A 25,897-nucleotide genomic window follows, 5' to 3' on the forward strand; every position below is an offset into this window, starting at 1 on the left:
GTTGCGACGTCACGCCAGATCGCGGCAATCGCGAACGACTCGATCAGATCCGGGCCGACCGAATTCCGCACTACCAGCGGCAAGACCGATAGCGGGGAGGGATTTGTGGGTTGATTATGCTAACCTGAGCAAAAGTACTCTAAGGGAGCTTTAAGCACCCGAGTTTTTCGTTTCATGCGCAGAAAGTTGTGTAGCAAAGGACTCTGCTCGTGGTTAGCAAACGACCCCAGCGATACCGCAGCCTTTTGATTCTTTTGATGCTTTTGGCGTCGCTGACTCCTTGCATGGCGATTGCTGCTTCGACTTTTGAAGAAAAGATCAAGAGCTTGTCTGTATATTACAACAATAAGGATTACGAGAACGCGACTAACTCTGCAAAGGAATTGCTGTCAATCATCCGTGAGGCACCCGGATCGGACATCGATAGAGCGTCTGCCAATTTTACATTAGGGGCGATGCTTGCAAAGATCTATCGAGAACAAAATTTCTTATACAATGCTAGAGTTCTATACAATTTTTCGTTCGAAAACTGGGAAAAGTCAGATCGCGCTTTTACAAGGCCGGCGGATGAAGGATTTGGAAACGAACTTTTGGCTGGAGGGTACGCCTTTCTCAAGCAGAAAATACACTCCTTCGGACGAAAGGAGTTTGAGCGTTCATTAATAGTCCTGGAAGTTGCTTACGGGCGAAACGATCCACGACTTGTAAAGGTTCTGCTTGGGCTTAGTGACGCCTTGCATGCAAATAGAGAGGTTAATGGCGCCGCTAGGTTAAAGATAACGGCGCTGCAAATGGCGAAAAGTGAAACGCCAGTCAACTTGAAGAGAGTATTTAGTATAACCTTTGCTATAGCAGGTTTGTACAATTCTGAAGCGCGTTACCCAGAAGCGGAGGAAAGGTACAAAGAGGCGCTTGAACTATCAGAAATTGCCTACGGAAGAGATTCTGAATTCACCTCAACGACATTGCGTGTCTTGGGTGGGGTGCAAGGCGCATTGGGAAAGAATGCCGAGCAAGAGCGATCATATTTAAGGAGTTTGGAGATCGCCGAGCGCGTTTTCGCGGAGTCAGATGCAAAGTTAGCTGAAACGCTGGCGTGGGTTGGTCGCCTGTATAGCGGTTGGGGGAAATCGGTAGAGTCGCGCCGGCTAACGTCTCGCGCGCTGGAGATCTATCGGCGGGCGGATAAGAGAGCAAGCGCTGGCATCGCGCTAATCGATTTAGCCTCCATGGATATTGCCGAAAAGAAATATGACGACGCGCTTTCCAAATATAATGAAGCAATTGCCTTGTTTAAGACGGTGGAGACTTCGGATTATTATTGGATAGGAGTAGCGAAGGGCGGGATCGCCTCCATTCTTTCGAAGAAAGGGAAACAATCTGAGGCAGAGGTTATCGCTAATGAAGGGTTGATGATAACGCGGAAGGGGGACGATCGCCCCACTATTATATCCAGTTTGAATGTGCTTTCTGAGATATATGAGCGGCAGCTTCGCTTTGAGGACGTAGTAAAGTCAGAGCGCCGCAAATTGGCAATCGTATCGAATGTTTATGGCGAAGGAAGCCGTGATGCGGCACTGATCTACAGCAGACTCGCCTGGATCAACCTTAGAATGAACCGCCTCGTTGAGACCTTTGATTATTTAGAAGAAGTCCTGCAGATATTTCTGGCGCACCCGAACACATTCCAGAAAGGCTCCCTGGATCCATTCTCTGGTGAGAACGAGAGCACTGGACGAGCGTTCAAAGAACCTCTGGAGGCCTACATTAAGCTGGCTTTCCGGAAAGTCCAGGAGACCGGCCGCCCCGATAAGCTGACCGATCGTGCCTTTCTCGCCGCACAAGGCGCTGTAGAGTCGGAGGCCGCCGCGTCCATCGCCCAGATGGCATCTCGATATGCGGTCAATTCCAAGGATATTGGGAGTCTGGTCAGGCGACGGCAGGATCTGGTTTCAAGCTGGCAACGGCAAGAGATTGAACTCGTTGCGGCAATATCGCTTGGCAAGGCGACCGAGGTAGCTGACCTCAGAATGCGAATGGGCTCTATCGATGCGACTATTGCGGACATAGATCGTCGAATTGCAGCGGAATCCGCTACCTTCGCAGAATTGACAAACAGCAGGCCATTGACCGCAGCAGAGGCCAAGGAACTGTTGAGGCCTGATGAGGCTCTTGTTCTGTTCATCGATACTCCGTCCTTCGCTGGGCTGCCGGAGGAAACTTTTGTCTTCGTCTTAACTAAAGGCCACACGCGTTTCGTGCGCCTCGGCGAAAGCGCGGACGCCATCGCACGAAAAGTCAAAACGCTAAGGTGTGGTTTGGATCACACCGTTTGGGATAGGGGACAGCAGGAAGCAATATGTCGAGATTTGCTGGGATTGCACAAGAGAGAGCGAGCGGCGAGATGGCTGCCTTTCGATCTAAACACCGCATTCGCACTTTACGATCTTTTGTTCAATAAAGTTGAACGAGACATAGCCGGAAAGAGGCTTCTCGTTGTTCCGTCATCGTCCTTGGCGACGTTGCCTCTCCAAGTATTGGTTACACAGAAAGCGGCAGAGGCACAGCCAAACATCCGAGGATACCGGAAGGCTGCATGGCTCGTAAGGCGTCATGCGACAAGCATTCTTCCATCGATCTCAAGCTTGAGGGCGGTTAGAGCGACGGCGAAGAGAAGCGCGGCGTCAAAGCAGTTTCTTGGCTTCGGAAACCCTATTCTTAATGGCGGTTGGGCTTGGGAGAAAGTGCGGGCTGAAGGGAAGGACCGCTGCGACGCAAATCCGTTTTCGTTATTGACTAGTCAGGCGATGAGCTCGGTTTCGTACCTTGCGAAGATGTTCGCAAGTCGCGCCGATACAAATCCGGTTTCGGGGTTGCCGTCTCTTCCGGATTCTGCGGACGAATTGTGCGCGATCGGGCGCGAGCTAAACGCATCGGATAACGACATCTATCTCGCACAGAATGCGACCGAATCCGCATTGAGGCAGTTGTCAGACAGCGGACAACTCTCTGACTATCGGATTGTCCAATTCGCCACACATGCACTGGTGGCGGGCGCAGACTCTGAACTAGAGCAATCTCTAGTCGAGCCGGGGATTGTGCTAACGCCGCCATCTGTGGCGGAAAAGGATCTCAACCGCAGTTCAGATGACGGGCTATTGACCGCATCGGAAATCGTCAGCCTCCACATGAACGCAGACTTGGTCGTACTTTCTGCATGTAACACTGCCGCCGGTAAGACTAAGGCTGGTGCCCATCTTTCGGGCTTGGCGAGAGCATTCTTCTATGCCGGTGCGCGGGGAATATTGGTCTCGAATTGGCCGGTGGCGTCGGCCGCCGCGGTAAAGATCACCACGCGGATGTTCGCGTCCAGCCAGAAACGACCAGCTCTCAATAGAGCCGATGGATTGAGTATGGCTATGCTGGACCTGATCGATAACGGGAGGCCGGTGGAAACGCACCCAAGCTATTGGGCACCTTTTTCTCTCGTCGGCGACGGTTCGCCGTAGCCAATCGGCGCTATTTGTCGTTCCGAGATCGGAAGGACCTTCTGCCAGAAGAAGCCATTTTGAAATGCGACAATGCAGGAAGCCGCGACCGACATTCCGTCAGTGAGCTTAACGATTACACAAAATATGATAGGGGCAGCAGACATTGCTAACCAGAATGACGGTGCGCTTGTAAGTTGCCTTAGATCGCGCCGGAGTCTGATATTTTGTACGCCCTGTTCCATCTGCGCTCTCATCCGCTGATGAAACGACGCGCAGAACATTCCCAAGACTAACAGTACACCCTGCAATATCACAAAAAAGACAGGGATCGGGAAAAGTTCCTCGCCAGCACCGCCGCGAAATGTCGACGTATCCGCGTTTGCAAAAACTACGGCCGCGACAAGTATAGATATCGATACGACTGCAAGGATGCTAACCTTCATGACAACGATTTCCAATTGCAGCGAGACAATGTTGTTAAACATCAATTGACGCACCATGGCGCAATGCTATCCGACGCATGGGGTGCAATAGTTCCCCGGGCGTTTAGCGCCGCAGCTCTCCAATTGGACTAATATACCACCGTGCGGTGAGATGTGAATTCCCGAACTCAACGAGAACGCATAGTCCCCTTTGGGTGCTAGCTGCACATTGTGATCGCTCACCAGCGCAACTACGACAAAAATGGTGCGCCGGCGGACGACATCTCACGGCGCCACGTTCCGTCGTCAGAACTCTCGCTACCATGCGCTTCTTCTGGCCACCGTTGCGCGAGATGTCCGGTGATCTTGCGGATCTTGTCTGGCTTCTGGATCGAGGAGTATTGTGCAAGCCCGGCGCTGATCTCAAACACGTGGACAGAATGTAAACGGTTTTGCAACCCTGCGGGGCTAGTGCGGAGCGGGTTTGACAACATGGATATCAAAGTGGCCCGTTTTCATCGGTGGATCATCGAGCGCCTCGGCGGAAGTTATCTTTTCGAAAGGCTGAAAAACAAGGCGACGGGTGGAGCGGCATTCAGAGACGGCCGCGATTACGAGATTGCCTATACACTTCATGTTATCGTCCTCGAGCTTGCATTGCAGCTGTCGCAGTTTAGGAGCGGGATAAAGATCGAAGACCTCGAGAAGTTTTACTTCGATCAGAACCCCGATGCCTACGTCGATGACTTGCAAATTCGAGGAGTCTTGGGAGAAATCCTCATACAGCTCAAGAAGGGCCAAATAGATTGGAACGAGATCGTCTTTGATTTTAAAGTTCAGCGACGGCTGGACGTTGTTCACAAAAATGCCACGACATACCGGCTCGTTAATGGCTCAGAACGTACTCTTGAGTGGCTTCGCGACCGATTGGACAAAGAAGGTCTCCCGAACAGCCAGGCCTCGATCTTCCGTTATTCCAAGACCTACACACAGTACGTTTACGAACATCCCGATTTCTATGAAGCTATGGAACAGCTCACAGGAAGCTCCGGCTACGGCGAGCAAGAAACCGCGTACCGAGCATTGATGTATGAGCTTTGGAAAGCTGAAGGAAAGGTATCCTTTGTCGCTTTCCTGGCGGGTGCGGCCAAACGGCCCTTTGATTACCTGTCCCGTCTGAACCACTGTGACAGGTATGCGGCCTTGGAAGACTCCCTCCGAGAAAAGTTCAAGGGGTGCGTAATCAAGATATCGGGACGCATACTTCACTTTGAAGCGTTCGGTTTCTTGCAGACATTCCTGTTACCGTCTGACGAGAACAAAGTTTTTGCACTCGCGGATTGGGCAGCGAACCTATCAAGTGGTGAACCTGGTCAATTGGAGCGAGCAGTGGCGGACATCGGTTCGGTCCGCGTGGAGCGCCCGGAATGAATATGAAAGACCTCTCGGAAGACATCGCCTGCGTGCGTTCAAGGTTGTCCTCATCGATCGATTTTCGTTCCGGCTTGTACAATCTCGGGTCCTTTCTCGCTGAAAGGATCTCCAGTCTTTATGAACCGGGAAGACGGTATCATGTAGTAAGTGCGGTCGATGACTTCGACACTTTCGCTTCCGGGGTTCGAACTCAATTAGCCCTTAATGGGAAAGTGACCTTTTCTTGCCTGTGGCCTCAGTACGAGAAGCTGGCGCAAGAGCCTCTCATAGAGGTGTGCCCGATCTACCAAGCATATCACGACCCGATACCGGACGAGCCATACGATTTGGTATTTGCCAGCGCGAACATTGGATCGACTACCCGGCTCAAGGCCATGGCGACACATATGCTCTTCGATCGTGGGTTTGAGGGGCAACGGAACTGGGTTGTGGCTGCGTTCAGCCACCATGATGCTGAGGAGAACCTATCGGCAGAACTCAGCCCATCACATCACTTGTTCTGGGAAACGATCGACACTGACCTAGACCTCGATCAGGACGGTTTTAGCGTCCCGGGAGTGGGTGGCCATCCGGTGTTACGAGCCGGATTTCCCAGGACGAGGGTTCCTGGAAGCTTCATCCCGCAAAACGTTAAGGAAGCTATCGAAATCCGTCGCAACCAGGCATTTGGGAACAACAGCACCTTCGAGATTTAAGAGGGCGAACCCATAGCGCCGCCTGCGCCTACGCCGGCTCAGATCAGAGGTTCGAGCGTCTGGTTCCGATCATGCGCATGTGGACGTTTGGCAATAAGAGAAAACCGATCGAGCGAACGCTACTCGCGTTTATGATCGGGAGCAGCAGTAGCGTCGGCGCAAGATTGTTAGCAACCCGGTGGGGCATACCCAGAACGCTCAGCTGTTCGCCGTAGTAAGTGGCCGCGGTCGGGAAGCGACTGATGACGGGCAACGGTACATCCCGACCGAGACATATTCCCGATCTCGCATTGTTGAGGAACACTGTCTAAGACGCCGGCGCGCCCGGCCGGTTCGAGCAAGTTCTGTCCGAAGCTGCATCACCGGACCGCTTCAAGCCGGATCAACAGCTTGTCTGAAATCGCTTGTTTAGCGCGATCACAAAATGCTCTGACTGCATCCTTCGTTGTCAAGCTAGACAAGGGAATGTCGAGTTGGCAGGCGACGAGCGGGTCCTCGGCTAAATACCTGATACCATCGCCGTCCTGATCGACCTCGTCCTCTGGCCAGGAGGCATTCCCCCATACGTGATGGAACCAATTGTCATTGGGATCGACATCTGCAACGCATTTGAAAGCGATAATCGACAATTTGCTGTCGGCGCTCTCGACGGAAATGAACCGTGAAGGGTCCGGTTCGATGCGCTGGTCGGCGAGGTCCCAACCCGTATCGGTGACGATCCTGACTTCAAGCAGCCAATCACCGACCTTGGGATGGGCGCGTCCGTCGCCGCCACGAGCGTAGAGGACCGACATGTTGTAGCAAGGCAGGAACGACCACGCCCAACTGTCCATGGGATCGGATCTCGCAGGCGGAACAGCACCGACGACGTTGTTCTGCCACTGGTAAAACTGCCTTTCGGGGAACTGCTGAGCCACGTGTTTCAGCGTGTCCAGACACCTCCTCTGGAAATCCCAAAGGAGACGATATGCATGACGGACATCGACAAGAGACGCCGACAAGGTGCGTTCATCGAGGGACATTGGCGCAACCTTCATTTGAAATCTCTGAGCGAAACGCTCGTGATCGGGTTCCAGGGGCGGGTGCTATAGGGCAGCTCCCCCAGAAGCCGAAGGTGTTGATAGCCGGCTAGGCCGAGGGCGGTTACAATGTCGTCGAGAACGCGGGTCGCCGACCGATCCATCGGCCTAGCCCGTTCTTCTTCGATCGCGGTCAGCAGACGATCCCATCCGGCGGCGACCACTAAGATATCGTGACCTGACGCAGCGATTTCCCCAACGATTTTCTCCACGGTAGCCTCGACATTTTTGCCCAGCCCTCCGATGGCGGCCAAGACAACCCTGTTCCCCTCGTCGCCATTGGTTTCGCGGTATGCCGTCCACTGCCGAACCCATTGGTCTGCATATTGCGTAGGGTAGGTGCCGAACTTCGCCTCTACGATCAACCGCATGGAAATTGCGGGGTCGCCGAGTTTGAAGTCGAGGAACACGTCAGGTTCGACGGTGCCGTTAATTTCCCCGCTTTCATCCCAGGTTGGCCAGAAGCTGATGTCATCGAGCTCGGCCACACTGAAATCCGGCAGCGTAGGGCCAAAGGTCCGCCTGAGAATCCGCCACAAAACGGGGCCGCTGAAGTAGGCAAGGCGACCGAACACCGAAGCGGTAAGCAGATCCTCCGACATGCGGAAGGCTGACCGCCAGCTGATGGTGTCGTCGCTCGCGGGCAGCCGGCCCGCCTTTCCACTGACAATCGCCTGTAACATTGATTCCCCGGTCAGTTGCTCATGCCACAGTTGACGCAACCGCGCACCAAAGACAAGTGGGGGTTGCGAGACGGAAGCACGTCTTGCGCGTGCGCGGGCGAGCTCTTGCAGGGGGCACATGCGGAGATCGAGTTCGGGGCGCGAAACTGATCCAAGCATCGAGCAGATCGAGCAAAACGCCGATCAGCAGTTCAACCTGTCGATCTAAAACCTTGAAATTGGCGTCCCCAGATTCGTTCGATAACTTCCTGACCGTCGTTCGTTTTACTAATGCACCGAAGATGGGGTAGGGACGATTGACCTGTCGAACGCCATCAGATGCGCACGGCATCGTCCGATAAAAAGGGGTTTGGAGTACTCGACGTTGTTCAGGTCGTCTTCAGAGCCTCGAAAGAGATGTTGCAGCCTCAAACCTAAAGATCGCCAAAGCCTGGTACCGGCGCCCTCTACCGAGGCGCGCGCTCTGCTTGGCCTATGTCGTATATGAGGTATGAAAAGGTATCTCTCAGCGCCCTCGCGCGCGAGGCATCGTCAATAAACCGGAATTCCATGATCCCGTCACTTGGCGTTCTGCATTTCCCGCTACAGTCCTCCACCGTCACAAAGTACTGTATACATGCATTTCTCCCGCCGCCGCATTTGATCCAGAAATTCTCCCCCTGTGCTTCATCGTAGTAAAGATGGCGCACGCCATCCAGGTCGATTTTTACTGTGGCGACCCATTCGTATTCGAACGTCCAGGAGCCCGTGTAGTTTTCTTCGATCTTCTTTGTTTGCTCCAATTTAAGGACGTTGGTCTCCGGCTCGTAGGAAATAAACCCAATCCGTCCTGTCCAGCGCTCCACACTCGAGGCGAAGCGGATATTCAGGGTCCCAAACGAAAACTGATCGGCCACGAGGTGGCGGGCCTGCAGCTGATACTTTGCTTTCTGCTGTGAGTCGCCATCGTTATCGTCGATGGCCGCCACCAGTTCAGGAAGAGTCTGGGGACTCTGTGTAGCTGGCGTAATTGGTTCCGCGGTGGCATCGGGAAGATCAGAAGATGCGGTTTGGGTAGCAGGCTTTATCGATGAGCCGCTAGTCGGGCTCGCAGCCTCAGCAGTATCAGTTGGCTCAGGGCCGGGACGTTTTGTATCGACGACAGCGGAACAATCAAAAAAGGAGCAGTGAGCTTTTTCCCACTCCTGCGCTACTCGAGGTATGCCGCTCAAAGCGGCAGTCATCAGCCCTACCAACGCTGCCACCAGAAGTGTAAGCTTCGCGGCATGCCCGGTTAGTTTATCAATCAACCCTGGCCGCGCTTTCGCATCGGGCGAAGGTTTCGAAAAAGGCGACTCGTCCATAAAAGCCCCCGCTTTCTACCAATGGTATATTAGCAGACTGCGTTCCAATAAAATAGCGGGCCGCTCAGAGCCTCGAATACGCGCTTGGGCATGAGGCCCTCAACCGGGTCAGGCGCTGGAGCGTTATTGTATTTATAAGTATGCGGCGCCCTCCACCGAGGAGTGGGAGGGGGCGGTGAGCGCCAACGAGCCTGACAGTCTCGCGAACGGTTTTCATAGGGAAAGCGTCGATGGGAGCGGTTGCCCGGTCCGCCGGTGCACACCGATGCAGTAGGCCGAGCGCCGCCTCACCGGGGTGCCAACGGTGACGGAAAGCGCACTCGAAAGGCTTTCAGGACCATTTAAAGCTACCCTGGAGTGGCGGTTTTCCGGTCTCCGACTTCCGCGCTTTTGAGTAACTCGATGGCACGGGCCGCATCGATTTGCTTAGTATGGCGAACAACGCTAGGTTTCGGACGTCCCCAAGGTGTCATTAGGTCGAAGACAATTTTTAATGCAAGGTGCGCTGACAACCATACTTTATTGCTTTCTTTCGATAGCTGCGTGTCTATCGGTGACAACCTATTTTAGATTACCAAATGTTGTTGGATATCTTGCAGCCGGAATTCTAGCTGGGCCTGTCTTAGGAATAGTGGTCGAAGGAGAAGAGTTCCTAGATTTCGCCGAAGTCGGCGTTCTGATGCTGCTATTCTCGGTGGGGATTAGAGTCGATCCCGTATTTCTGATCAGGAATTCCAAGAGGTTCGCTTCCGCTGCCTTCGCCTCATTTGCCGCGATCTCGGTGATATATTTTATAATAATATACTCAGTAGACATGTTCTCGATGAAAGCCACCGTCGCTGTTTCCATGGCAATGGCCTTTTCCTCGCAGTTGGTAGCTTTCCAATCGCAGGATATATCTAAGAATATGAAGAGTACTGGCGGTCAATTCGCGATTTTCTCTTTGATATTCCAGCTATTTATATTTTCATCCTTGTTCATATTCTCGAATTATCTCTCTGGTCAGGAGATTAAGTTAGAAGACGTGCTTCGGGATGCGACAGTGCTGATGTTTTCAATCGCTTTGATAATCATTATTTTTTACGGATTGATCGGATCAATAACACCATATGCCGTCGGTACGGATAATAAGGATCTTCTGTTGGCGATAGTCATCGCTTCCATGCTGGCGATACTGTTTTTTGCGCATCTCGTCGGCGTGTCGCCGCAGATGTTATTCCTCGTAGCAGGAGTTTCGCTAGGAAGGTCGCCATACAACATCGACATCATTAAGTTTATCGAACCGATCGTTGGTATTTTTGCCGGTCTGTTCTTATTTTTTCTCGGATGGAATTTGAACTTAGAGTCAATCGGCGATGGTGCGGCTCTATTGTTTGTAGCAGTCACAGTACTATTTTTAGTGAAGGCGGCGATATTGCTGGTCTTTGGTTACTATAAGACAGGTAGTGTTGGATCGGCAAAAGAGTATATCAAAATTATGTTGCCGCCATCTGAGATGGTTTTGGTTATATTGCCAATACTCAGTGTATCCGATCTCATCTCGTTTTCTGCAGCTAACCTAATTTCAAGTTACATCGTTGTCGGGATGATTTGGACGTCGCTCATGGCGGGAAGGCGACCAGGCTATTCAGCGCCTGTAAGCGAAGCTCGCCGGCTCCGTGTGTTCTTCAGCTATTCGCGAAGGGACGAAAGTGTTGTCAAGGCGATCGCCGACCGATTGGAAGAGGTCGGATTGGTGCCATTGATAGATACGCGGGTCTTACCCCATGGCCGCCAGTGGCAGCAGCAACTGTCTTTCGCTATCCGATCCTGCGACGTTGTTCTGTGGTTTATCAGCCCTGACTCCGCCAAGTCTGAAACATGCACTTGGGAACTGCATCAGGCTATCGGTTTCCAGAAGCGCATCGTGCCTGTCAGATTGGTGGAAACCGATCCAGATGAAATTCCGCAGGAGCTAGCTGCTATACAGTTCCTGCCCGCTGCTGAGCCTTTTCTGATCGAGCGCGGCGATCATTGGTCAGCGTTGTTTAACGTCGTCACAGAGCATGATGATTGGATACGGTTTCGTACGTCGCTGTTGGAAAAGGCGACGAGTTGGGGTGCCTCAGGGCGGAACAATTACATGCTTCTCGGTCGAGAAGAGCTCGCTGTCGTTGAAAGATGGTGGGACTTGCGTCCGAGTAGCGAGCCACCTTTGAGCTTTACAGTCACTGAGTTCATTGCGACTTCACGCGAGGCACTGTCCCCGCCTGGAAAGCCGGGCACAGTATCTGCGTCATAGATCGACCCTTCTTTACCAGCGAAACGAGTGAAAAAGGGCTGCCATTGATCGCTTTTCTTCGTCTTCGTCGGCCAGCCCTTCCCAACAAATGTCTATTTTAGCGCGTCGTGGAGGCTGCGAGCCACCTTCTCGTTTGAGAGATAGTCGACGATCGAGTGGGCGTCTTCTTGCCGGTTCTTGATATCAATCCAATTCTCAATGCCGTCGCAGAATGTTTTCGCATCCAATGACGAAAAGGTGGCCACGTAGTCCCGATCGTCCGTGCCGTTGATCCACGCGCCGACCTGCCCGGGACGCGCTAGCTTCGGTGGTTTCAGGTATTCCTTAACGGTGCCGAACCCCAAGGGAGAGCCTAGAGTCATGAACAGCGGCACATTTGGGGTGCCGAGTCTGGTAAGCAAGCGATATGAAACCACGCTTCCCAGTGAATGACCGACGACGACAGCAGGGTCGCCTGCGAGGAAGGGAGCCACTATTCCATCAACTGCCTCCGTCACGTTCGGGCGGCGCAAGTATGCGTTCACCTGCACCACGAACTTGAGTCCAAATCGCCCGAACGCGGGGACCTTAGTCTCCAGGAGACGTACCAGCGCTTGTGTCGCATCCCAGTTTAACGGCCCGCGTTCTAGTACTTGGACGCCCGCCTCGCGCCTGACATCGCTTTCGGAAATTCCATTGGCCGCCGCGATCTCTTTGAGGAGATCAGCTTCGTCAGGGTCCAAACCCTCGCCGCCGCGTAGGCGAATTGTGAGCGCGGACCCGCCCTCTTGTGTCAAACGATCCAGCTCGTCGCCATAGAACGGCATCTCCGGGCGCACATTCAACGCATGCAGGTCCAACTTTTTCCACGCCTTGAACAGTGCGTCGCTCCATTCCGACAGAAGCGACGAGGGTTCTTTGCCCTCCTGGCGCATGCCGTGCACAAATACTAAACGCATCAATCAATCTCCGATAATCGTTGCGAGCCGTTTCCCGGCCCGGGCATCAAAACTCGTCCAAACGCTATTGCGAAGGCCACGCCGCAGATTGAGCAGGTGCGAGGTTTCTTTTGCTTCGCTGTAATCGATCATCGACCAACCGCGAGTCAGCATTGGGAACTTGCCAATAACCTTGTATTCGTCGGTCTCGCCTATACTCTCGATGAGCTGGCGGCTTTCACCGTACGCTTCGAGTAGCAAAATCAGATCGTAAGGCACGAACTGGTTCCTGTTTGCCAGATACCAGGCGACGCTTGCCAGTTCGTCAATCATGCCCGCGCGCTCGTACGCGTAAGCGGCGAGTATCCCCAATGCGGGATTGTCGTGTTTGAAATGGCGCATTCTGTCGGCGAACTTACCCAGTCTGCCGCGGTCCGGCGTGCGTTCGACGCTGAGTAGTGCGTTCCATTCGGAAATGACGTCTTGGACTTTGGGGTCGGACCAACGGCCCAAAGATTTGCTTGGGGCATAGCTGATGTTTTCCACCCCTTCTTCACCGACCACTACAGTCGCTACAAAGTATGGGAAGATGGGCAGCCCAATCCATTGATTGTCTACAGTCTGGACTGCGACGGTTGTGGCGTTACTAATGATGTTGAAGTAAGAAGGGTTATTCTCGCTTTTGCTAGCGACATCCTCCGGGACGATCCTTCGGACATCCTGCCCTATCACCCTAAAACCCTGCAAGATGTCCGCAGGAGCGTTCATCTTGTTTGCCAACGCAAATGCTCGAGTACGTTCCTCGATTAACTCTTCACGGTCCGCCCTCCCAGCGGAAACGCGCTGGCGCGCCATAGCCTCCTGCAGCATTACCTCTGGATCTTTGTGGCCGACCCCAAGCGACAAAAATCCGCCTCGCGTCTTAGTCGCGGTCGATCGTCGGAGTTCCGCGTAGGTATCGTTAGGACGCCGCCAGCTGGGGGTGATGGACGGGTACTGCACCGCCGCGTTAGAGATTAGGCCGCTCTCATAGGGTACTCTTTTCTCCAAGCGCGTCGCGAGAGCCTCCGATGAAACCACCAGCTTCTCGTCTCGCACTTCGGCGGCGCCGGGGTCTAGCCCCGAGAGCGCCTCAAGGAGGCACTTGGTGAAGATGCCATAGCCGGCGGACCCATCGCCGTCTATTTCTTGCGCAGGTCGGCCGAGGTCTGTGGAAAAGAACTCGTCAAAGGGTGCCACAGGCGCTTTCCCGGTCGTCGGTAACGGGAATATGTTGCTGCCGTCGACTAGCCCGGCAGTCGCAATCGAGGAACGGCACGCATCGGAGAATATAGCTACTTGACCGATGCCCAGCCGCCTCGCGTTTCGCATCGACGGGGTGAGGTTCACTGCCTCATTCCCATCGCGATCGAATTCGCTCAAGAGCCACTGATCACCAACCTGGCTATAGATGCCGTGACCAGAGTAATAGATGATTAGACGCTGAGGGAACTCCTCAACGATGGCCCGAATGACTGCTTTGATCCCGGCGATCGTCACCGGCTCATGTTCGTCTGTAAGAAGAGTGGTACGATATTTGTCCCGACATGCTTCAGCCCAGGCAGCGAACTTCTGGGCGTCGGGGACAGCACTCGGAAGCTCCGGGAGCTTGCCACTCTTTCGAACTCCGATCGAGAGGCAGTAATTCACCCCCACGCTCGCCCCCTTTAATCGCTGACGGTATTTCGGGACGCGTTTCTTTAGTCGTCCTCGTTTCGAGGGGCACGTTGCGATGATTCATGCACCTTGTCCAGTTTCGAAGCGCAACTAAACGTTTGACGGCGCTCCAAAATCGCCGCAAGGGTCCATCGCACCGCAAACGCTAGGGGACAAGGTTTTGGGACCGGGCGCGCAACGTTCCACATCCTGTGCAAGGTGCCCAGAACGCAAGCCGCGGCTACTTGGAGTACGTGTCAAAAAGAACAAGCTGAGCATTCTCGCGCACGCACTGGCGTCAGGCACGAGTACTCATACCGCAACCAAGTGTTTGTCGCTCAGTACGCGGGGTTGGACCTCCTTCACGGCGTAAACTTCATCCTTGGCACCCGACGACACGAGAAAAATAGGCGCTGCCCCGGTATCGGGCACCAGCATCGCCGTCAACTTGTTGCTGTAGTATGCGCCCGTGTCGAGGCCAACGCGTGACTTAAAGACCTCGGGGCGGTGACTTTCGGTGATGTGGTGGCCGTGAACTACGATCTTCGGAAGATGCCCAGTATGGGAAACAAGCGGCCGACTTTTCCAGCGCATGATGTAGGGGTCCTGCTCATCCAGTGATACCCCTGGAACGATCCCGGCATGAACGAAGAAGTGGTCTTCAGTTTGTAGGCAGGGCAGCGCCTTCCGAAGGATGGCCACGTGGGTGGGATGCTCTTCGATAAATCGGGTCGCCAGTTCGTCTGTGAAGTGACCGTACCCTTCGTCGTCCTCGTATTCGTAACCCTGAAGCCCGTACGAGGCGACGGTGGCGTCGCCGCCGTTGTAACGCCAGCCACGCGAATACGCCGGGCCATTGTCAAGAAAGCGGAGCAGAAGTTCCTCGTGGTTGCCCTGTATGAGAACTGACGTAGGCTGACGTCGGAGCTCGTGTTCGACAAGGTTCATGGCTTGCCGAGAATCCGGGCCGCGGTCGATGATGTCGCCGAGGAAAACGATCCGTGAGCGCGGAAGGTGCACGTATATGTATTCAAGCAGTCGCTCGAGCAGGTCTGCCCGACCGTGTATGTCGCCAATCGCTACTGCATCCATAGTCGTTCCCTCATCTGGACTTGGTCTAGCGAGGAGTTCTGACGAAATGCTTTACTTGGTGCAGGAAAGTCTCGTCGCGCATGAGGGCTGAAGGTAAACGTGACCTTGCAGCAGCCAGGAGCCGCAATTTTCCCGGCGAAAAATGGACAGAGGTGTGCGGCGAAGGATAGTAAGGCACGAAATTGGCATCGATCGGCAACGCCGATTGCAACGGTTTTCCGACGCATATCGGAGATCCAGTGTTTCCGAGTGTACCCCTTTCGTGGCGCTCTGCGCGGCACTTCTCGCGCCTAAACCTGACCGGCGCTTGAACATCACGAGAGTGGGACTATGTTGTTTGGGTAGTCGTGAGAAATCAAAGCCGCATGAGATTGGGTATTACAGGCCACCAAGAGCGCGACGGTATCGACTGGAACTGGGTCAGATCCGAGATCGATCAAATTGTCACAAGCGTGGACGAACCCTTGGTCGGCTACTCCTCGCTGGCCGCGGGCTCTGACCAGGTTTTTGCAGGATGTTTGCTGGATCACGGGGCACAAGTTCGTGCCGTAATACCCCTTGTCGGCTACGAGCGTTTTTTTAAGCCGGCGGCTTTAGCGAACTACCAGAAAATACTGCGTCATGCCGAACGGATCGATCTTGTGTCCTCCGAGGATCCTGAAGAGTGCTTTATGGCGGCTGGCATTTACGTCGCCACGCATTCTGATTTGATGATCGCTGTTTGGGATGAGGAGAACGCGAAAGGTCGTGGGGGGACAGCGGATATCGTCAGGTACTGCAAGGACCAGGACATCCCCGTGATAGTTCTCAATCCAATTCTTCGTACTGTCTCTCCTGAACCCATAGTCGCAGCCGGAAGAGGATAGTCCAACAAGTGAGCAACGGCCTGCCTTGCGACGATGGGCCTGATCTATCGGCCACTCGGAGCGCCGAAGACTTGCCCCGTTGCCAGCATCTCGACGCGTCGCTGGCGCGTCGTGATATGTCGAGCAACCTGCGCATCGCCTAAGGAAGCCAGCTCAAATCCGCTTTAACAGCGCGAGGCGACGGTAATGTGCTCCTGACGCAGTTAGGCGACAGCCAGTCGAATTGATCGCGGCATGCCACATATGCGGATGGTCAACCGGCGCAATCAGCCCGTGACGGTGGAATGCCTGGAGCTCTCGATAAATCCGAACATGGTCCGGATTGACTGGGATGTCCTTCAAGCGCTCCGCCTCCTCGCCTCGCTCCGGTTCAAATGTCGGATCGAGGCGAAACGTCATCGTCGCGTCGGGGAAGTACTCCGGCAATCTCCGCAACGCGTCCAGCGGAACCTTGGGTGGTACCTTCCGCAGGATGACGAACGTCTGCACATTCGCCTTGTAGTTCGGCCGCCGGGCCCAATCTCCCAGTGTTTGGTCGACGTGGGTATATAGAGCCGCGGGTGTTATACGCCCGCAGATATCGGATGCTGCGCCTTGCAATCCGTCAATGAGGAGGGATGTGAAAACGCCATGTCCGCCCGTCTCTTCAGCAGTGCCATCGCGAGGAGAAGCGGTCAGGATTGTCACGCCGCTGCCAATCACGGAAACTTCCGATCTTATGGCTGCTACCTGACCAGCAAACCCTGAATGACAGCTATCAAGGATGACTACAGTCGACTTGATTTTGGGGTAGGCGCCGTTCGCAAGTCCGAGGAGATCAGATAGCGAATATCCGAGGGCGCCTGGTTCGCCATCCTGCGCCACTATGTGACCGCTGTTGGTGTCCGGGTTGATGACGCCGTGTCCCGCGAAATAGAACAGCGCCATGTCCGCATCGCCTTGGAAGAGTGCGGGAATGGCTTCGTTAAGGACGCTTCGCGAGACGACCATGTCATCGCTGGTGATTAACTTGACGCCGAAATTTGGGTCGCCATTCCCATCGGTTTCCAACAACGTTGCCATCGCTGCTGCGTCTGCCACGCACCCGCTAAGTGGCGAGCTTTCATAGGCGTCGATACCGACAATCAGGGCCCGTTTACTCATCGGCCGCCCCCGATCAGAATTTTCAGGTTGTCCCAAGTCCAGGCATAGATTTTGTCGCTGGAAAGAGCTGCCAGAGGTTTGATGCAGGTCTTCTGGGAGTATCCCTTGAGTAGGAAATAGGGCATTCCTTCTTCCTGCGCGATTTTGACTTCTGCGCTAACTCCCGTGGCTGTGTTGGTGTGCTCTCCGCAGATTACTGCCACCACGTCAACCGAGCGTATCCGCGTTCTGGCCTTGTCTTTCCATCGCACGTCGATCGCTTCCTTGATCGACCAGTCAGCGAGTTCGAAGGGGCTGTCCGGCAGCTTTGCTTGTCCCACAAGGAAGTTCTTGAGAATTTCGTCGTGATCGTAATCGAAACTGATAAAAACCTTGGTCTTGGCCATTTAGCGCGCTCCACAAAAGATTGCGAATTCAATCACAAGTTTGCGTAAGCGCAACCGGGTTTATGTCTTCTATTCAGGAAGTGCACATTTATGTTCGCTACTGCTGTAGCATCAAGCAGACTGCGGAAGAGAGGCTGTCTGGATGATGGTCCAATGGCTCCCGCACTTTCCGAGTGACCACTTGTCCATAACGGCAAACTAGGCCATATATGGTCTATGGCAAAGCGCAGCACCCCGACCAGTATGAAGAACGCTATTCAGGCAAAACGGCGCAACGCCAACCTGAAGGGATATCGTTTAGTGGGTACGGCATCGGATGGCACGAGGATTTTATCCCCGAAGCATAAGGCAACGCATTTCACTCAGGCTGAAATGGCGGCCACGATTAAAGCCCTCCGTAAAAACTCAGATTTAGAAGTTTAGAGGTCACGAGACTTCATGGCGCAAGCCAATCTCGATGTATTCGTAAACTGCCCGTTCGATGAGGACTATAGAGAGTTCTTCTACGCGATCGTGTTCACTATAATTCGGTGCGGATTTCGCGCAAGGTGCGGCCTGGAAGCCGACAACGGGGCTGACAACCGCCTCGACAAGATCTGTCGAATTATCTCGGAGTGCGGCCTCGGCGTGCATGATGTATCGAGGACAGAGACAAACGGCGATCCGCCGCTTCCTCGCTTCAACATGCCGTTGGAACTCGGGCTGTTCCTCGGCGCGAAGAGATTTGGAGGCAAGCGTCACCTCACTAAATCGTGCATCATTTTCGACCGCCACGAATATCGATATCGTCAATTTATCTCCGATATTGCGGGTCAGGATGTGCATGAACACTCTGCAGACATTAAAGTTCTAATCACAAAATTATCGGCTTGGCTTAGGCTGCAAGAGCCTGCGCTTGTAATCGCAGGTGGCGCCGTCCTCCATCAGGAGTTCACTGAGTTCACCACGCAGCTGCCAAAAATATTTGCGGCGAGGAAACTCGCGGAGAACGAAGTTACCTTTAACGACTATGCGGTGATTGTCTCGCTGTACCTCAATGAGGCTGCGGCGTAATTTGCTGAGCGACCTAGCGGGTCGTGAAGCGTATAAACCGCCAACTGCCTCATCGAAACGCGCTTTCTCTGCCTGCTGACCGAACGCGACCTCTCAACGGGAGCATCCGATCGCACTGACCTGAAGGCAGGCGATATCTGGCGTGCGCTGGATCCCGCGAACATTATGGAGCTGCTTTGCTTTGAGAGCCACCAAGGATGTGTACTTCCCAACCTGAGGCAGCGAATAAACTAGCCTAATCGCGTTAATGGGACCTTGTTTGCGGCCAGCGACCACTGCTGACCACAATCAGGTCTGTTGCGACCTCCTGATCTTTGACCAGGTAGCCCGAGATGTCCGGACCGCCGGCCGAGACTGCTTTCATTCTTCCGCGAGTGTCGGACGCGTGCCGCCGTCACGCGCCAACGACTCGACCAGCTTGGCGACGGCACCACGTTGAGTACCAGATGTTATCTTGTCGAACTCGCCCGCCAGCTTCAGTGCTGCGGCGCTGACGTTGGGGAGGGGCACAGTGTTAGTGCTCACATCAACGTCGGCGAAGAGCTGGCCGATACTGCAGTCGAGCGCCTGGGACATGGCAACCAACTTGCTTGCCGAAATCCGGTTGGTGCCCTTCTCGTATTTCTGAACCTGCTGGAACGTCAGCCCGAGTTTCGCGCCCAGCGTCTCCTGGGACATGCCGACCATGTTTCGGATACGTTTGACGTTGCGGCCGACGGTTACGTCGACTTCGTTTGGGGACTTGGGATTAGTCATGATGTCACCTCCGATGTGAGTCGCGATGGTTGGCGAAGTTGCTACCAGTGGAGTTCGGTGTCTACTCCCAGAAGTGCTAAGTCGTTCGGCTTGCGTTGGTGGGTGCGTTGGTGGGTTCCTGTGGAGGTGTAAAGTACCGCGCCTGAAAAACGCTACTGCAGGATTAACCTAACGAAATTTCGGGCAGGGCGCGTTCGCGCGACAGAAGAAGGGCCCAAGCTCCGTTATTGCGTGGAGCCAGTCCTTCTTTGGTATAGTGGGGTGTATCGTCGCGCGACCAGCTCGTTGCGCCGAGCCGTACCGACGGAGGCTCGCGGCGCTTTGAAGCGAGCCACCTGCGCCGACCGGGTCCAGATTCCCTCATTATATGAATGACGAGCTCAGAACTGCTTACCTCGAGCGCCGGGAATGCCTTAAGAATCGCCCTTTGGCATTGATCGATGCCCAACCTGCAGACCTGACGAAGCATCCACTTCTGGACAACCCAGAAAAACGCAAGGTTCTTCAAGGCAGAAATAGGCCCGGATAGATGCTGTAGGTCAGCTATCGAGAAGCGACGCACGCTACGATAGCGGAATTCCCGTCCTGAAGGGCGCGTGACCCGTTTCTATCGACGTACATTGGTTTCGCCTGATGCTCATCTTCCTCCAACCGCCGCGACCTGCTTCGACCACATCATTCCGGCGTTCGCCCCGCGGCGTAGTACGGACTGCGCCGACTGGCTGTCGCCTTGCATCCATTGTCATTCGTGCGTCAGGCAGGTGGAGTTGCCCCCAAAAGACCGGACATGCTCAGGTTTGAGATTGCGAGCTGATGAACTCGCGCGGCGATTGGTATCCTAAAGCACTGTGCGGGTGAAGATTGTTGTAATGCTCGAACCAGAACGGCAGATGACGGTTTCAGCGTCGGGGGTTGGATTCACCGAGACGTAATCGCGCTTGAAGGTTTTGACGAACGCCTCGGCCATGCCGTTCGACTGTGGGCTTCGCACCGGTGTCGTGCAAGGTTCCATGCCGATCTCGCGGAGCAAGGATGCGGTGTCCCTGGCGATGAAGCAGGAGCCGTTGTCGGTGAGCCATTCGATGGGCTCGGATAGCATGTTGATGCGACCGAAGCGGTTCTCGACGGCGGTGATCACGAGGTCCTGCACGTCCTGGCTCTTGATGCCCTCGGTGGTGGCGACATGGGCGATTGCTTCACGGTCGCAGCAGTCGAGGGCGAAGGCGACACGGACCTTCTCCTTGTTGTCGCAGCCGATCTCGAAGCCGTCGGAGCACCATCTGATGTTCGAACGCTCGACGGCGACCTGACCGTCGTGGAGACGATCATCGGCCGCTCCGGTGTGGCGCACCAACAGCAGATTGTGCAGCTTCATCACCCGGTAGACGCGCTTGGCATTGGGCCACGAACGCCCATCTTTCCGGGCATTCCGACGCAGGATGGCATGAACGCGCCGATAGCCGTAGGTGGGCATGTCGGCGATGATGGCCTTGATTTCCTCCACCAGTTCCCGATCCGGGAGTGGTGGACGTCCTCTGGCTCTGGAAGGGGAGCCTGCGGCACGCGCGGCGATATTCGAGCGGGCGACACCTAGAGTTTCGCAGACGGTCTTCATTCCAAAATTCCCCTCGGAAGAGAGAGCGAGCGCAACAGATGTTTTTTTGGGCCGCCGGCGATTTCGAGGGCTTCCTTGAGGATTTCGCTCTCCATCGTCTTCTTGCCCAACAGGCGTTGCAGCTCCTTCACCTGGGCCTGAAGCGCCCGGTATTCGGAAGCCGGAACGACCTCCTCCTCGGCGGCCGTCGCCGTCAGCGCCCCTTGAGACGCCAGCTTGCGCCATGCGAACAACTGGTTCGGCTGAATGCCGTGTCGACGCGCGACGATGCTCACCGTCGCGTCCGCCTCATAGGTCTCGTGGATGATCGCCAGCTTCTCTGCCGTGCTCCAGCGCCGCCGACGTTCCGGCCCGGAGAGGACTTCCATCTTAAAATTGCTGCTAGTCATATTACCAACATTACTCCTACCCACTTAGCTAAGTGGTGGAGCATGTCCGGGCCTTTCGGGGGCTAATTCATCGTGCGTCAGGCAGGCGGCAGGGCGGCGTCAACCCTTCGGCGGATACGGGTCGTTGCCATAAGTCCATTCAGTCCGGAACTTATTGTCTTGTCCGTGCACGAGCACCTGCGCGTCATGACCGTCTTTTCCCGCCTTATGCGCCGTGTCCACGGCCTCTTTAATCGCAGCCTTTTGGGTATCGTAAGGCCCGTAGTGCTTGCCGTTGAAGCTGATCTTCCATTGCCCGCCATGAAGGACGACCACGTATTGAGCTCTTGCCATTGATTCTTTCCCAAAGGTGACGATTGCCCGAATCTGCAACCGTACGATGAGTCGCGCAGGGGGGGCGGGCGGTCGGCCGTCATGTGAAGCGTGGAATTATCTAGCAAATGCTACAAGACTGGTTAGGATGGCGATTGGGCAATTCGTTAGGGGCGAGGAAGAACGGTGCCGGACAAGACCGTATTAGATTCTCCAGAAAGGAAGCGCCAAGCCGCCGCCGCGCGTACCCGTTTTGAGAAAGCTGCATTGGAAATAGCCTCAGAGCACCGTTTCGGCGGACCCAATGCGGAATCCACAGAGATCGAGATAGTGGAAGAAGCCACTCGGCTCGTAAGAGAAGCTCGGAAGGGCGAATAACAATCTGGCGCTTGCGGCATTTGGTACATAATTCCGGTGAAGCTTGCGCCTCGATCAGACCTATGGCTCACGATATTCCACCACCCCCGCCGGCGGCGCAACTCCGTTGCTTTCCATAAAGTCGAGCTCGCCCGGCGTGGCGCCGGTTAAGGTTCTTTCAAGTGCGCTCACCAAGCTGACAACGTCACGAGGGCGAGGTGAAAGGGCATCTCGGGAGAATGAAGGATCCATGATCGCGTGTACTGTAGGGTCGGGATCATGGTGGCTCATCCCAAAAGCGTGGCCCAATTCGTGTGTCAGGATCGGCAGCATGTTGAAGCAACCGTCGTCCAGTTCAAAGCGTAGATTGGACTTCTCGTCGAACTTCATCTCCGACCGGTAGCACTTGAATTGAGCCATATTTAAAGCGATCGTCCGCCCTTCGATCTTCGCGCGCGCGAGCATAAGTGGCCGTTGCGGCAGGATCGGGCTGTTCTTGAACTCAAGTCGTATGATGAAGGTCGCGTTTTGGGTGCATTGGACTTGAACGACTTGAGGGGGCAGGAGCATTGTGTATCCGCCATCACTCCTACTCGTGCGCGATGCGACGAAGTGGCGAACCGCGGGGGTCAGTAGTGCATCATTGTCGGCAAGCGCTACGGACCACTGCGTCAAGGCTCCCTGGAAGCCATTGCGAACCTCGGATGCGAACTCTTCACGCTTATAACGAGCTGGTGGAATCCCGTTCTCGACAATCTTAAAAGAGAAGCCATTGGTGAGGATCCGGTTATTCAGGGGGGTCTCGAAGTTGAAGTTTACGGCTAGCATCCTGCTTTCGGTGCAATAGCTCGCGGGGACACGCGCTGCCGCCTGTACCAAATCGCGGCAGACACGGCGCTTGGTGATCGACTGCACCCCGGCGATGTCTCCGGCGGAGCGCGCCCATGGCTCGAACGTATCGACGAACACCACGCCTTCCTTGTTCGCCGCCACGCTTTCCGCGAGGACCGATGCTGAGCCGCCGACGAAGGCGACCTCGAAGACTTCCAACTGGTTGACGCAGGTTAGTTCTGGCTCAGTACTTTCGACAATCATTGCGGAGCATTTCGCAGATGGGAGCAGCTGTAGTCCGACCCTCCAGGACGTCCTGACGGTCTCCCCGAAGCAGTTTTCAACCAGTATGCCCCGAAAGTCGAAACTGAGTTGCCGCAGCGTCGTTAAGTCCTTCGCAGCCGCCGAAAGCAAACCGCTGCAGCCCAAAATGGCAAACATTACCGATATCACAGTGAAAAGCTGCATCGCCGTCCCTTGAGTGGGTGCAGAAATTATATACTATAAATTTATAGTAGCACTCGCGGTCGTTGTCGGGGACTAAAATGACGGGCAAGCTTGGTATCGTTCTATTCGCCTGGTTGTCACTTTTCTCATCGGCCCACGCTGAACCAAGACCCGAGTACGGCAGGTTTTCTTCGCCGCTGGATCTGCGGTTGGCAGGGGACGGGCGAACGGCCACCCTTTTAGGAGAATTCAGCTTCGAAGACGCGAAGGGCGTGGTCTGGAAGGTGCCTGGCGGAACGGTCGTTGACGGAGCATCGATCCCTTGGAGCCTATGGAGCGTTATCGGAAGCCCCTGGACCGGTCTCTACCGGGAGGCGTCCGTTACCCATGATTATTATTGCGAGATGAAGTCGAAGGACTGGAAGGAAGTCCACCGCATGTTCTTCGACGGGATGATGGCCAATGGTGTCAATTCTACGCAGGCGAAGATCATGTATGCTGCGGTCTATCGTTTTGGCCCCCGTTGGGCGTTCCAATACAAGCCGGTTTGCAAAGACTGTGCGGCCGTACCTTATTTCGTAGAGCGCTATACGCCTCAATTCGACGAGATCGAGTTCCAAGCGCTTAAGAAGAAAATCACCGAAGCTGATCCCAGCATTGAGCAGATCGAGCAAGACGCCGATCGGCAGTTCAACCTGTCAATCCAAAATCTTGAAATTGGAATTCCGAGGTTCGTTCAATAGCTTCCTGCACGTTCGTCGTCATTCTCTTGCGCCGCGAAATTCGGCTTCAAGGCTCTCGATGAGGGCGATTTCAGCGGCCGCCAGATCGTCTTGGTAGATACACCGCCAGTTTCCGTGGGAAAGGGACCACGCGATATCTCGTTCGATGGCCCGTGCCGGGTTCGTGTTTCAGCATAGACTCGCGAGGCCGGAAAAATCCACAGGCACGATTTTCGCTGTCATCTTCCTCACCCTGCCGAACTCCTTTGCTTGGCCGTGGAGGGCATCTTGCCCTATCGTCAGTACGCCGGACGAAATGTCCTCCACGCCATTTCAGTTCAAAGCGATGGCTGATTGGCGAAGTTCCGTGTGATGGGATGTCGTGCGTATTCCATCGTCAAATTCGCCTGTCGGACCGGCAGCAGCATCGTCCGATTCTGCTAAACCAATTCGAGTGAACCCAGATCTGGATTGAGTCAGTTTGGTAGGACGCTTGTCAGGTTTACGCCCGCCCGCATCTGCTCCGATACCAAAACCAGTCTTAACACCGAGTTGACCGCGAGGATTGAGCTCGGTCCGGGCGGATGGGAATATAAGGCCGTTTGCGTTGCCGTCGGTCGGTGTCCCACCGCAGGCGATCTCGGGGTTCGGAACAGTGGACAAATCGGCATGACGCTTTGCGTTTTCGACAACACATCGTACTTTACCGTCACGCATGTGAGCATAAAGCGGCCGCCTGGCGTCTTGAGATGGGCCGCGTAGCTAAGAACCAGCATCGGTTGGCGACCGAAAGTGCTGACGACAAGTTCCCGCCATTCCTCGAAGGATAACTCGACATGGAGTCCCATGCCGTGATTGAAGCCCTGCCCTTAACCGGGGCGGAGAGAACTGCGCTCATCGAAATAGCCAACCGCGTGTTCGAAAAGGTGGTCGATCGGGTCGAACCTAAGAACGAAACGCTAACCCGCAAACAGTGGGACCCCGGCGACTACATAGACAATCATTTTTTCCAGGATGCGATGTTGCCGATGACACTGGTTTATGCCGACTACCTTATCGATGCGTTCCTGGTGCACCTTGATCGACTTGGCTTTGCAAGCCGATGCACTGTCCGGCATTATGGAGCAAGGCCAAAAAGGGCGGCTCGCTCAAATTCTGGTTCTCAAGGCCATCCAGACTGCGCCTGGCCTGACCCGAAGGAAGGCTTCGGACAGCATCCACTGTTGCGTCCGGATGGACGCGATCTCGATCCTGAGAAGGTCTGGTCGCTCAGCGAAGACGACGCCTATGGGCTGTGTAGACTTTCGCTGGGCCGACAATGGCGGAAAACCTTATTGCCCCCGCTGCGGATGCCTGGAGCCGTACAGCGTCCGCCGTCGGCGCTTTCGGTGCTCGGAGTCTGAATGCCGTGTACGGAGTGGAGACAGCTTCGACATTTGCGGAATGTGAGCACTTCGAGCGCGCGCTGGTCCGTCCCTATCCACAGCTTGCATTGCTAATATAAACACAGCCGTGGATTTCATCAGAGATGCAGTTGCATTTCGATTTTTTGCTCTCATAACCTGCGGCTCTATTCTTGAGATTCGGCGTTCTGTCGAGGGAGTCCATGCGTCACAATTTGCTCGGTTTTGCGGCCTTGGCCGCCACGGTTTCGCTTGTCTTGTCGACAGGGTCACAAGAGCGATCTTTTGACTTGTCTGCCGCCTTTGTCGGTGTCGCGCAGGCACAGGAAGCAGGGACTGAGACGCCACCTAGCGGCGGTCTTGGCAATGGCGCGCAGGGACTTGGCGGCGCGGCGGGGGCAGGTGATCCAGCCCAGTCTGAGGTCAAGCCGGACACGGCCGTCGATCGCACCCGGTTGGGCAATGGCAGCGAAGTTGGCAAGACC

At 54.9% G+C, this 25,897-nt stretch carries 21 protein-coding genes and 1 pseudogene; 8 read left to right on the forward strand and 14 right to left on the reverse strand.

The genetic code is table 11. The features are described 5' to 3' along the window. Positions 1 to 284 precede the first annotated feature (284 nt). Positions 285 to 3,509: a CHAT domain-containing protein gene (locus ASD02_RS25885; protein ID WP_162255924.1), complete on the forward strand. Its 3,225-nt coding sequence runs from the start codon at positions 285 to 287 to the stop codon at positions 3,507 to 3,509. Here ASD02_RS25885 and ASD02_RS25890 read toward each other — a convergent pair. Beyond that, positions 3,467 to 3,991, reverse strand: a complete 525-nt coding sequence (locus tag ASD02_RS25890; protein ID WP_057221366.1) for a hypothetical protein — start codon at positions 3,989 to 3,991, stop codon at positions 3,467 to 3,469. The genes ASD02_RS25885 and ASD02_RS25890 overlap by 43 nt on opposite strands. A 414-nt stretch (positions 3,992 to 4,405) precedes the next feature. Here ASD02_RS25890 and ASD02_RS25895 point away from each other — a divergent pair, with 414 nt between their 5' ends. After that, positions 4,406 to 5,344: a hypothetical protein gene (locus tag ASD02_RS25895; protein WP_156408468.1), complete on the forward strand. Its 939-nt coding sequence runs from the start codon at positions 4,406 to 4,408 to the stop codon at positions 5,342 to 5,344. Then, the gene (locus tag ASD02_RS25900; RefSeq protein WP_057221368.1) at positions 5,341 to 6,042 is read left to right on the forward strand and encodes a hypothetical protein; all 702 of its coding nucleotides are present in this window, start codon (positions 5,341 to 5,343) and stop codon (positions 6,040 to 6,042) included. Before ASD02_RS25895 ends, ASD02_RS25900 begins: the two co-directional genes overlap by 4 nt. 359 nt (positions 6,043 to 6,401) lie before the next feature. Here the strand turns inward: ASD02_RS25900 and ASD02_RS25905 are convergent, their stop codons facing one another. The 3 genes from ASD02_RS25905 to ASD02_RS38560 form a co-directional block, all read right to left on the reverse strand. Further along, entirely contained in the window at positions 6,402 to 7,064 is a 663-nt protein-coding gene (locus ASD02_RS25905) for a hypothetical protein (RefSeq protein WP_057221385.1), read from the reverse strand. 11 nt (positions 7,065 to 7,075) lie between these two features. Then, entirely contained in the window at positions 7,076 to 7,804 is a 729-nt protein-coding gene (locus ASD02_RS25910; RefSeq protein ID WP_057221369.1) for a hypothetical protein, read from the reverse strand. Between the two features lie 446 nt (positions 7,805 to 8,250). Further along, positions 8,251 to 9,147 carry a hypothetical protein gene (locus tag ASD02_RS38560; protein WP_156408469.1) on the reverse strand — a complete coding sequence of 299 codons (897 nt, stop codon included), beginning with the start codon at positions 9,145 to 9,147 and terminating at the stop codon, positions 8,251 to 8,253. A gap of 493 nt (positions 9,148 to 9,640) precedes the next feature. Here ASD02_RS38560 and ASD02_RS25920 point away from each other — a divergent pair, with 493 nt between their 5' ends. After that, positions 9,641 to 11,428 carry a TIR domain-containing protein gene (locus ASD02_RS25920; RefSeq protein ID WP_082555644.1) on the forward strand — a complete coding sequence of 596 codons (1,788 nt, stop codon included), beginning with the start codon at positions 9,641 to 9,643 and terminating at the stop codon, positions 11,426 to 11,428. A gap of 92 nt (positions 11,429 to 11,520) precedes the next feature. Here ASD02_RS25920 and ASD02_RS25925 read toward each other — a convergent pair whose 3' ends face one another. The 3 genes from ASD02_RS25925 to ASD02_RS25935 form a co-directional block, all read right to left on the reverse strand. Beyond that, on the reverse strand, positions 11,521 to 12,366 hold the full coding sequence (locus ASD02_RS25925) for a hypothetical protein (RefSeq protein ID WP_057221372.1): 846 nt from the start codon (positions 12,364 to 12,366) through the stop codon (positions 11,521 to 11,523). Positions 12,367 to 12,369: 3 nt separating this feature from the next. Then, a complete protein-coding gene (locus tag ASD02_RS25930; RefSeq protein WP_057221373.1) occupies positions 12,370 to 14,040 on the reverse strand; it encodes a caspase family protein in 1,671 nt (556 codons plus the stop codon). Positions 14,041 to 14,352: 312 nt separating this feature from the next. After that, the gene (locus ASD02_RS25935; protein WP_057221374.1) at positions 14,353 to 15,132 is read right to left on the reverse strand and encodes a metallophosphoesterase; all 780 of its coding nucleotides are present in this window, start codon (positions 15,130 to 15,132) and stop codon (positions 14,353 to 14,355) included. Positions 15,133 to 15,497: 365 nt separating this feature from the next. Between ASD02_RS25935 and ASD02_RS25940 the strand changes: the two genes are divergently transcribed. Next, complete coding sequence (locus ASD02_RS25940) at positions 15,498 to 15,998, forward strand: hypothetical protein (RefSeq protein ID WP_057221375.1); 501 nt, start codon at positions 15,498 to 15,500, stop codon at positions 15,996 to 15,998. Between the two features lie 153 nt (positions 15,999 to 16,151). Here ASD02_RS25940 and ASD02_RS25945 read toward each other — a convergent pair whose 3' ends face one another. Further along, positions 16,152 to 17,141, reverse strand: coding sequence for a caspase family protein (locus ASD02_RS25945; RefSeq protein WP_057221376.1), 990 nt, complete (start codon positions 17,139 to 17,141; stop codon positions 16,152 to 16,154). Next, positions 17,138 to 17,527: a TIR domain-containing protein gene (locus tag ASD02_RS25950; RefSeq protein ID WP_057221377.1), complete on the reverse strand. Its 390-nt coding sequence runs from the start codon at positions 17,525 to 17,527 to the stop codon at positions 17,138 to 17,140. The genes ASD02_RS25945 and ASD02_RS25950 overlap by 4 nt, the downstream gene beginning before the upstream one ends. A 438-nt stretch (positions 17,528 to 17,965) precedes the next feature. On the opposite strand from ASD02_RS25950, the gene ASD02_RS25955 reads away from it, so the two are divergent. Continuing rightward, positions 17,966 to 18,580 carry a hypothetical protein gene (locus ASD02_RS25955; RefSeq protein WP_057221378.1) on the forward strand — a complete coding sequence of 205 codons (615 nt, stop codon included), beginning with the start codon at positions 17,966 to 17,968 and terminating at the stop codon, positions 18,578 to 18,580. A 360-nt stretch (positions 18,581 to 18,940) separates the two neighbouring features. On the opposite strand, the gene ASD02_RS25960 is transcribed toward ASD02_RS25955, so the two are convergent. The 4 genes and pseudogenes from ASD02_RS25960 to ASD02_RS25980 all read right to left on the reverse strand — a co-directional run bounded on the left by ASD02_RS25960 (position 18,941) and on the right by ASD02_RS25980 (position 23,308). Continuing rightward, the gene (locus tag ASD02_RS25960; protein ID WP_057221379.1) at positions 18,941 to 19,336 is read right to left on the reverse strand and encodes a helix-turn-helix transcriptional regulator; all 396 of its coding nucleotides are present in this window, start codon (positions 19,334 to 19,336) and stop codon (positions 18,941 to 18,943) included. 791 nt (positions 19,337 to 20,127) lie between these two features. Next, positions 20,128 to 21,340: pseudogene (locus ASD02_RS25965) on the reverse strand (IS3 family transposase). 99 nt (positions 21,341 to 21,439) lie between these two features. Then, entirely contained in the window at positions 21,440 to 21,673 is a 234-nt protein-coding gene (locus tag ASD02_RS25975) for a DUF2188 domain-containing protein (RefSeq protein ID WP_057221380.1), read from the reverse strand. A 417-nt stretch (positions 21,674 to 22,090) separates the two neighbouring features. Continuing rightward, a complete protein-coding gene (locus ASD02_RS25980; RefSeq protein WP_057221381.1) occupies positions 22,091 to 23,308 on the reverse strand; it encodes a matrixin family metalloprotease in 1,218 nt (405 codons plus the stop codon). 77 nt (positions 23,309 to 23,385) lie between these two features. On the opposite strand from ASD02_RS25980, the gene ASD02_RS25985 reads away from it, so the two are divergent. Together ASD02_RS25985 and ASD02_RS40010 are read left to right on the forward strand one after the other, a co-directional pair. Beyond that, positions 23,386 to 24,030, forward strand: a complete 645-nt coding sequence (locus ASD02_RS25985; protein WP_057221382.1) for a DUF1353 domain-containing protein — start codon at positions 23,386 to 23,388, stop codon at positions 24,028 to 24,030. 815 nt (positions 24,031 to 24,845) lie between these two features. Then, positions 24,846 to 25,412 (forward strand): hypothetical protein, encoded by a 567-nt coding sequence (locus ASD02_RS40010; protein WP_057221383.1) that lies wholly within the window; start codon positions 24,846 to 24,848, stop codon positions 25,410 to 25,412. A 269-nt stretch (positions 25,413 to 25,681) separates the two neighbouring features. Here ASD02_RS40010 and ASD02_RS39425 read toward each other — a convergent pair. After that, positions 25,682 to 25,897, reverse strand: a 216-nt coding sequence (locus tag ASD02_RS39425) for a hypothetical protein (protein ID WP_210178852.1), incomplete at its 5' end; no start/stop codon positions are given.

This window comes from Ensifer sp. Root1252, from assembly GCF_001425885.1.
GTDB classification, from domain to species: Bacteria; Pseudomonadota; Alphaproteobacteria; order Rhizobiales; family Rhizobiaceae; genus Ensifer; species Ensifer canadensis.